The sequence below is a fragment of the Nostoc favosum CHAB5714 genome (genome assembly GCF_020829495.1).
Classification (GTDB): domain Bacteria; phylum Cyanobacteriota; class Cyanobacteriia; order Cyanobacteriales; family Nostocaceae; genus Nostoc; species Nostoc favosum.
In genome coordinates this window covers 20,851-30,227 of record NZ_JAIVFQ010000081.1, presented here as the reverse complement: position 1 = coordinate 30,227, position 9,377 = coordinate 20,851, and the positions used below count along the sequence as shown (strand labels likewise).

Below are 9,377 nucleotides of genomic sequence, written 5' to 3'. Positions count from 1 at the left end.
CCTGGTATGGATTATTATGAGCAACGTTATCGTGAGCGAATGGTTAATAATCTCCACAAAAAAGCCCAGGCTTTTGGTTTTGAGTTGATTCCTCAGTCCTCAGAAAATATGGTTTCTTAGAAGAGGGGTAATCCGACTTCGATCCTTGTTCAAATATGCACAAAAATTCTTTGCTTGTTTTTTCGCGCTTATCAACAAACAAAGCGATCGTTGCATCTACCTCACCAATCCAGAGTAAGTTTTCTGCAAGCTTATCGTCGCTTGAGAGAACCACCAACTTTATAGAGGTTTTCCCGCAAATGATACCAATCGAGGATCTCCAGTCGGGTTGAGGAACTGCCAATTTCAGTAAATAATTTCCAAACACCATCATGCCCATCCCCCAAGCACACTAATGGGGTGACTAGCCTCTGTGAGTTAACCCAATCCAAAAGGGATTGGTGATCGTGAAAAAAAGCGCCATAATAAATTCCGCCTAAGCGTACCGCTTTATAATCGCGCCACTCACATTCTTGTCCCAAGGATCGCAACCGCACCTTACCCCCGTCCAAACTCACTTCAGAAACCGCTTGCAATGCCGATGGTTGTGGCAGATCCTGTCTGCTCACCAGTCGGTGTAGTGTGCTATGTCCGACTTTCACTCCCGTTAATGCTTCTAGTTCCAACTCGGCATTTTGGTAGGACTCATTGGCACATAGTCTGAAGCTACATTTCTCTAATACTGGACTCAGGTGACTTCTTGGCTCCAGTCTTAATTTTTGCGCTTGCTTTTCCGTGATCGGCAACTCCCCTACACAAATGCGTGATTTGTCTGGGTCGTCCTTTATTTGTGCCTGTAGTTTGTTCGATAAAAAAAGGCGATTTCGGGACTGACGTACTCCAGCATCTGCGTAGGCGTAGCCCGCCGTAGGCATCGCACTGTTTTTTCGATTCCTTCCAAAGTCTCTAACTCGGATGGTGATGTATTTTTATACAGGATTGCCGCGATTTCTTTTACTGCTGCTTGTAACCGTTCTTTTTCTTCGGGGGTCATGCCTATGGTTTAAGTAAGTATTGTGTTCTCCCTATACTACACTCATGAATCAGTATTTCTGCAAAAATGGGATGCTCCCTACCATCGTCTTAGTAAGGATTATGAGCGTCTTCCCGTGCAGGAGTGAAGCTGCCATATATGCTGTTATGACTCGTGTTATGTTACGTCGTCTTGTTGTCTAAAGATTTACTTTATAAATGGTCTCTTAGGAACGAATTAACATTGGGTCATAAATTTGAATTTCTTGAACCCCGCAATTACGCAAAATAGAGCTAACGTAATCAAGTTCATTGTCTGTGCCACTAACGATGAGTATGTAATTGCCTTGCTCAATTTGCTCGTTGTAAAAGCGTGCCCACTCATCTGCTATTCCTAGCCTCATAGCGTCAAAGCGCTCACTTAAATTAACGCCTGTTGACCCTTTAAATCGAGAAAAGTCTTTGCAAATTAAGGAAATCTGGTTTATTGGAAAACCTCCGACACACATATCATTAATTGCCGTTTCAACATTATCTATGTTATTAAAGTCACTAATAGCATATTTGGTCAAAATCCCACTTTTATTAGGAATGGCAGTAGTAGAAGTCGTGGTGGTCAGATAATTTGTAGTTTCCTGTTCACTGTTGAGATGCTCGTAAATGCCAAACTCTTCAATACCCCAACGCAGGAGAATTGCTTCTACTTTAGCAATTTCAAAAGATGTACAATCTACGATTATTAGATAGTGTCCAACCTCTACTCGCTGGTTATATGCTCTAGCTTGCTCTTCCGACATTCCCCAACCAACTAATGCACCAGCAAAAGTCCCAGTTGCAGCACCTATGCTTGCCCCTACAAGGGTTGTAACCAAAGCAGTTGCAGCTGCCCCAGCCAGCATTATTGGCCCAACTCCAGGGATTGCTAAAGTACCAAGACCTACTAATAAACCAGTCAAACCACCTACAGCGCCTCCTGAAAGCCCTCCTACTGTTGCGCCTTCGTCAGATTTATCACCTATTTCATTATCACCAATCTCATGATTGCGGTCTGCATTCTCTACAACTACAGATACTTTCTCCATCGCCAAGCCAGAATCTCTCAACTCATGTAGTGCCTGTTCTGCATCTCGACGATGAGTAAATACGCCTACGGCACGTTGATATTGACTTAAAACCATTATTACTCCTTAGTAGCGCAGGAAAATTAATTACCTACAAATTTAGTATTTCATTACTTGTCATATTAAATACGAGTTTGTTGAACTGAAAATCATCCTAAGTAATAAAATTCATTACAGACGCTGCAATCAGTAACCTTGTTCGAGTTTTGTAATTACTTGATCGGTATAGTTGAGGGCAACTCCATCTGGCCCTTGAATAATAGCTAAGACAATTCCCTGGTCTTCACTCGGAACAAACCCGGTGGGAACATGGGTAAACATAAAATAAGTCGCAGCTAAACCAACCACAAATAATCCGATTACCGCATAACGAAGGCGAATCAAAAAATTCACGCTCGCTAAATACTTGTCAATGATCCATTGTAAAATTCGATTGAAACGGCTAAAAAACCAACCAAGCGGGCCGCGTGCAGACCGAGGCGGGCGGAGCAAAATTGCAGATATACTGGGACTAAAGGAAAGGGCATTAAACGTTGATATGGCGATTGAAAAAGCTATGATCAACGCGAACTGTTGATACATTTTTCCTGTAGAACCTGGGAAAAATGCCACCTGGATAAAAACTGCCATCAATACCAGCGACGTTGAAACTACCGCTCCGGTGAGTTCATCCATTGCCTCCACTGATGCTTGAAATGGTCGCACTGCCTGTTCAATTTTGCGGGCGATCGCTTCAACAACGATAATGGCATCATCTACAACTAATCCTGTTGCCAAAATTAAGCCAAATAACGTTAAATTATTCAACGAGAATCTAAACACGTAAGCGAATGCTAACACCCCAATCAGTGAAACGAGAATGGCAACAAGGGGAATAATTGTGGCTCGCCAGTTTTGTAGAAACAGAAAAATCACCAGTACAACAAGAGCGATCGCTTCAACCAGTGTTTTCACCACTTCTTCGAGTGATGCTTGCAAAACCCAACAGTATCGTAGACAATCTGGGCTTTTAAGCCCGGTGGAAAGTCTTTCATCAACTCATTCATCTGAGCCTGAACGTTTTTCGAGACATCCAGGGCGTTACTGCCAGGTGACTGATAAATTGCGATCCCAATGGACGGTTTACCATTATTTCTGGCATTGCTGCTGTAAGTCTCCGAGCCGAGTTCTGCACGACCTACATCTTGGAGTTTAATTAAATTGCCATTACTTTCGACTTGAATGACTAGATTTTCAAAATCTGAGGCATCTTTAAATTGACCATTGACTCGCAACGGAATTTCATAACTTTGACCTGGAGGAATAGGCGATTGACCTAACGTTCCGGCTCCCGCGAGAATATTTTGCGATCGCAATGCCGTGGAGACATCTGCCACAGTTAAGCCTCGACTTGCCAGTGCATTCGGATCAAACCACAACCGCATTGCATACTGCTTTTCACCAAAAATTGTTAAATCCCCGACTCGCGGCGTTCTCAGCAGTTGATCTCGCAAATTCAGATCGATATAGTTACTAATAAACAGCGCGTCATCCTCATTATTTTCTGGATAAAGAGCATAGACTAACAAAATGCTTGTAGAAGATGTTTGTGCTGTCACACCAAATTGTTGCACTGTTGTCGGTAGGCGAGGTGTAGCACGGGCAAGACGAGGTGAATCGCTCGACATTAGCAACTGTCAGCCATTTCGCAGTGGTAAACTGTTGTTTGTGCATAATGGCGAAATCTCAAACTTTCAACAGACTCTCTATAGACCAATCCGTGACAGCCTCTCTGATTCCACATACCGCCTGATTAAAGGCATGACTGATTCTGAACACATCTTCGCTTTGCTAGTGAAAATGTGGCAGTCGTCTCCAGACAGTACTCTGTTCTCAGCTTTACATGCCACAGTTCAAAAATTGACTGAGTTGGCATCAAAATACGACACCAGCTTTAGTGCCAATATAATTGTCACCGATGGTCGAGCAATTGCAGCAATTCGCTACGCTTACCCCACACAAGCTCCTACTCTTTATTGGTCTTGTAATGCACTCAAGCACCCAGACCAAGTTATTGTTGCCTCTGAGCTTTTATCTAACCAAAATTGGACTGCCTTTCCTGAGCAAAGTATGCTATTTTTTCAAGAGCAGTCATTACAGCCAACAATTAGTCTGTTGGATAGATTTGTTTAATTGGGGTTTAGATAAGCATTACGACAGGTTACTGCATAAAATAACTCTTACCATTATTGGTAAGAGTTTAAAAATAAAATTGATATTTTTTGGATTTATCAGTAGCGATCGCCTGCATCTAAAATGAATGATTTGGCTCTCAAGGCAGGCATTCATACTAAATATTATGTCCGCTTGATTACTTTACTTATTAAACCCGAAGAACCCCACCCCCAACCCCTCCCGAAGAGCGGGGAACTCGGGGCCCCCTCTGGAGATTAGGGGCAGAGAGACAAAGCACAGCTTTGGCGGGGTGGGGTTCTTTTATTATGGGTAATTTGGCGGACATGATTAGGACTTACGCAAAAACCCTCTCAAACTCTCATTCCTCCGTGACCTCTGCGCCGCGCCAGTTGCTTCAAGTCGGGGAACCGCAAGGGCGCACTGGCTTCTCTGTGGTTCGTTTTCCGTTACCAGTGCGTAAGTCCTAATGATATAAGTTGTGTTCAGAGGTACTATTCTAAGATAAGGGAAAAAAGTTAATTATTAATCACTTATTTTCCTTGTATGGCTAAGTTGAATTAGCAGCCAAGCTCCTCCAGAGGATATCAATAACAACGGTGTCAACCAATCACCCCAACGCACATATAAAGTCTGCGTTTGTCGCCGATAAATTGTTTCAGCATGAGTTTCGTAAGTATTATATCCAGATATCCACAAGGTTCTACCATGAGGATCTATAAAGCCTGAATATCCTGTATTAGTCGCCCGTGCTGACCATCTATCAGTTTCAATTGCCCGCATGATATCCTGTGCATGGTGCTGGAATGGCATCGATGCAGTGTAATGGGCATCGTTAGAAGAACTGAGGATAAATTGCCCACCCGCAGCAGCTTGACGGCGAAATTGCTCAGGAAAAGCAGATTCATAACATATACTAGCGATCGCACGACCAAAAGGAGTATCAAATATTTGATTTGTCGAACCCGGAACTTGGTGTGCTTCCAGAGGCGACAAGCGTTGAATTATCCCACCTAAAATTCCTTCAAAGGGAATATATTCTCCCAAGGGTACTAGTTTGGACTTATCGTAGCGGCTGACAATTTCACTCTTACTGTTGAAAGTAAACAAGCTAATTGTATAACTGTCTCTCCGTTCGCCAAAAGCTCCAATCCAAGCAACTACGCCTTTTTCTTTCACGGCTGCGACTAAAGCAGTTTCCATCAAGTTACGCTGGAAAATAGGTAAGGCTCCTTCTGGGGTGAGAACTGCATCTACACCTTGATTTGCTAAAGTTATATACCCACTGGTGTAATTTTCTTGGGCGCGACGAAACCCTTCGGAACTTCGTAAAAGTCGGTTCGGGATATTACCCTGAACAATCCCCACTTTCAAGGCTGCTTCTGGTAACTGGGCGATGGGACGGCTATATAAGATAAAACCAATGAGGTGTAAAGTAATTAATAATCCTGTGGCGCTAACCCAGTATTTATTAACGAACCGCAGAGGCGCGGAGGACACGGAGGTTCTCTCTGCGCCCTCTGCGTCTCTGCGGTTCGTCCATCCTTCCGCAATTAATCCATTCACGGCAACTATTCCTGCTGTCACAGTATTAGGCCCAGAGAGTTGCCCCAGATGTACAATTACGAGATTGTGCGGACTTTGAGTGTAAGCAAGAGAACTCCACCATAAAGGCCCAGCACTCCATAGACTCTCTAAGCCGCACCAGAGGGCTGTACCAATCAGTACACGTAGCCACGGTTTTTGTCCGTTCAGGCGAACCATCACAGCCGCCCAAATAGCAACGAATACTCCTCCCAAGAGGCTGATAAATCCCCAACAAAAAAGGGTGATCGCTAAACTTGGCAACCAAGGAACGCCCAACCATGTCATCGGATGAATTCCGGTAATCCAAGATAGAGCGACACCATGATAACCGATACCCCAGAAGAGAGCAGGGGGAGCAGGGGGAGATGAGGGAGCAGGGGGGGATTGGTTTTTGCGTTTGGCTGAAGTTACAACTAGCACCCATAAGGGAACTAGGGCAATCCAAGCCAAGAACCATGCACCTACAGGGGCGACGGTTAGCCCCATTAAAATGCCGCTAGCTAAGGCAATTAAGCAAGGGAGTAAGGCGGTTAATTTCTCCCCCTGCCTCCCCTGCTTTTTATTCTGCTTCTTCTGCATCGGCAGCATCAGGTGGAACTATTGCCACTCCGGTAATAGCGTCATCTTCATCTAAACGCTGCACTCTGACTCCAGTTGCCGATCGCGATTGGATAGAAATCGCATTTACCGCTTGACGGATGATAATACCGCGATTTGTCACCATCATGATTTCATCATCATCATTGTTGACAATGCGTAGGGTTGCCAACTTGTCTTTGGTTTTGCGGTTTTTGAACTTGGTTGCCATTAAACCCTGACCAGCACGGTTTTGCAGGCGGAACTGGGCAACTGGTACGCGCTTACCATATCCTCCCATTGTAATTACCAACACCCAAGGGCCAACAATGCCACTGCTAGGCACTTCTGCGGACTCTTCATTAGTTTCGGTAATTTCGATATCTTCTGTTTCGATTGTTTCGATTGTTTCGATATCTTCTGTTTCGGCTTCTGTAACTATATCCAAAGTTTCAAGAATTGCTGCGGGGAGAATATCCATACCCACCAGTTCATCTTTATTTTTGAGTTTCATGGCTTTCACCCCACGAGTCGCCCTACTTAAAGGACGCAGTTGTTCGTGGTTGCACCGGAAGTTAATCGCCATCCCGTTACGAGAACCAATGATTACACTGTCCTCTACTCTAGCGCGTCGTACCCAGCGCAGTTGGTCGCCTTCTTCTAAGGAAATGGCAATCAAACCATTGGCGCGAATGTGACTAAACGCTGCCAACTCGGTTTTCTTTATATTGCCGCCCTTGGTGAGCATGACCAGATATTCTTCACTGCTAAACTCGTCAACAGGTACAATCGAAGTGATTTTTTCCTCTTTGGGAATGGGTAGCATCTGGACAATTGGTGTCCCTCGGCTAGTACGCGAACTCGCTGGAATTTGATAAGCTCTCAGGCAATAAACAACACCACGCTCACTAAAGAATAAAATACTGTCGTGATCGCAGCAAGTCAAAAAATGCTCAATGGTATCATCATCTTTCACCTTGGCTGCGGCTTTGCCTCTGGTAGCACGGCTTTGCGCTTCAAAGGTGTTAACTGGCATCCGTTTGATATAGCCTTGCTCTGTAACCAGAATTATTGCTTTTTCATTGGCAATTAGGTCACGGTCATCTAATTCCCCTTCCCCTGGTAGAATCACCGTGCGGCGGGGTGTGGCAAAGCTAGTTTTCAGTTGCCCGACTTCAGTTTCAATGATTTCTAGCACTCTTTCCCGGCGTGCCAAAATATCTTGCAAGTCGGTAATTTTCGCTTGTAATTCCTCGTGTTCCAAACGAATTTTGTCTGCTTCTAAAGCAGTCAAGCGCCGCAATTGCATCTGCAAAATTGCATCTGCTTGCACTTCCGAGAGTCCGTAAGTTGTAATTAATTCGCCTTTGGCTGTGGGCGCATCGGGAGCATGGCGAATCAAGACAATAATTGGATCTAACTGGGATAGGGCAATTAATAATCCTTGCAGAAGATGATCGCGTTCTTCGGCTTTTCGCAGTTCGTAACGGGTACGTCTGGCAATGGATTCGATGCGGAAATCCAAGAAGACGGTTAAGAACTGCTTGAGGGTGAGTACTTGGGGTTCGCTATTCACCAACGCCAGCATATTTGCCCCAAAGTTGGCTTGCAGTGGCGTTTGCTTGTACAGGTTGTTCAGAACGACGCGGGGATAAGCATCACGCTTGAGTTCGATGACAACTCGCATTCCGTCGCGATCGCTTTCATCCCGGATATCTGCGATGCCCTCTAGACGCTTTTCGTTCACCATTTCGGCGATTTTTTCAATCAGCGCCGCTTTGTTGGTTTGATAGGGCAATTCGGTGATGATAATTGCTTCTCTATCTGGCCGTCCCCGTTGTTCAACGGTTTCAATGTTAGCGACACCACGCATGGTAATGGAACCACGCCCGGTGGTGTAAGCTTCTCGAATGGCAGATGTCCCCAAAATCTGCGCCCCAGTCGGAAAGTCTGGGCCGTGGACATACTGCATTAATTCGATGTCGGTGATTTCTGGATTGTGGATTACAGCCACCAAAGCATCAATCAATTCGCCCAAATTGTGCGGCGGAATGTTGGTTGCCATACCCACGGCAATCCCAGAGGAACCGTTGAGCAACAACTGCGGAATCCGCGCCGGTAGGACTGTCGGTTCTTGCTGGGAACCGTCGAAGTTATCGGCGAAATCTACGGTTTCATACTCGATGTCGTGGAGTAGACCAGCGCTAGTTAAAGCTTGTAAGCGGCATTCTGTGTACCGCATGGCGGCTGGCGGATCGTTGTCTACCGAACCAAAGTTACCATGTCCGTTAACTAAGGGCGATCGCATGGAAAAATCCTGCGCCATCCGCACCAAGGCATCATATACTGCCGTGTCACCGTGGGGGTGGTATTTACCCAACACTTCCCCCACCACACGGGCGCATTTCTTAAAAGGGCGATCGTGGAGCAGACCTAGCTCGTGCATTGCGTAGAGAATGCGACGATGCACAGGTTTTAGACCATCCCTGGCATCTGGCAACGCCCGACCCACTATCACGCTCATGGCGTATTCCAGATAAGACTGCGACATTTCGGTTCGCAAGTCTATCGGGATAATCCTCTCCTGTGAGGTTGTCATAACCTAAAAATCTCCAAAAATCGTAGATTTTAGCTTGTTTACTCAACAAAGCGCAAAATTATTCTAAATTGCTCTTGAATAATTGCCATTATTTGATACAATTCTAGCATATATTGCCTATTTTTTGCCTGGAAAGCTAACCCAAATATCTAGTAAAAAAAGAGTATAATAATTTACACTTTATAAGCTCTACCTAATTAACAAGAGCAGTGAAGTAAAAGGTTTCTTAGTGCAGAATTACTTAAATTGAAAGATGACGGAGTAAATTTAAGGCAACAATTTAAATTGGCTTTATTTTTATAACCGTTATT

At 44.8% G+C, this 9,377-nt stretch carries 4 protein-coding genes and 3 pseudogenes; 2 read left to right on the top strand and 5 right to left on the bottom strand.

Features of this window, described 5'->3' with window-relative positions:
* Positions 1 to 129: 129 nt before the first annotated feature.
* Positions 130 to 1,033: pseudogene (locus LC586_RS31065) on the bottom strand (ISKra4 family transposase); the annotation flags it as partial.
* Between the two features lie 67 nt (positions 1,034 to 1,100).
* Between LC586_RS31065 and LC586_RS31060 the strand changes: the two are divergent.
* Positions 1,101 to 1,215: pseudogene (locus LC586_RS31060) on the top strand (IS5/IS1182 family transposase); the annotation flags it as partial.
* Positions 1,216 to 1,238: 23 nt separating this feature from the next.
* On the opposite strand, the gene LC586_RS31055 reads toward LC586_RS31060, so the two are convergent.
* Positions 1,239 to 2,189 carry a glycine zipper 2TM domain-containing protein gene (locus tag LC586_RS31055; RefSeq protein ID WP_229489235.1) on the bottom strand — a complete coding sequence of 317 codons (951 nt, stop codon included), beginning with the start codon at positions 2,187 to 2,189 and terminating at the stop codon, positions 1,239 to 1,241.
* Between the two features lie 129 nt (positions 2,190 to 2,318).
* Positions 2,319 to 3,799, bottom strand: a pseudogene (locus tag LC586_RS31050) (efflux RND transporter permease subunit).
* Between LC586_RS31050 and LC586_RS31045 the strand changes: the two are divergent.
* Entirely contained in the window at positions 3,702 to 4,304 is a 603-nt protein-coding gene (locus tag LC586_RS31045; protein ID WP_229489233.1) for a class II glutamine amidotransferase, read from the top strand. The pseudogene LC586_RS31050 and the gene LC586_RS31045 overlap by 98 nt on opposite strands.
* Before the next feature lie 525 nt (positions 4,305 to 4,829).
* Here LC586_RS31045 and lnt read toward each other — a convergent pair.
* Both lnt and gyrA read right to left on the bottom strand, forming a co-directional pair.
* Positions 4,830 to 6,470 (bottom strand): apolipoprotein N-acyltransferase, encoded by a 1,641-nt coding sequence (lnt, locus tag LC586_RS31040; protein ID WP_229489231.1) that lies wholly within the window; start codon positions 6,468 to 6,470, stop codon positions 4,830 to 4,832.
* Complete coding sequence (gene gyrA / locus LC586_RS31035) at positions 6,451 to 9,066, bottom strand: DNA topoisomerase (ATP-hydrolyzing) subunit A (protein WP_229489229.1); 2,616 nt, start codon at positions 9,064 to 9,066, stop codon at positions 6,451 to 6,453. Before gyrA ends, lnt begins: the two co-directional genes overlap by 20 nt.
* Between the last annotated feature and the right edge of the window lie 311 nt (positions 9,067 to 9,377).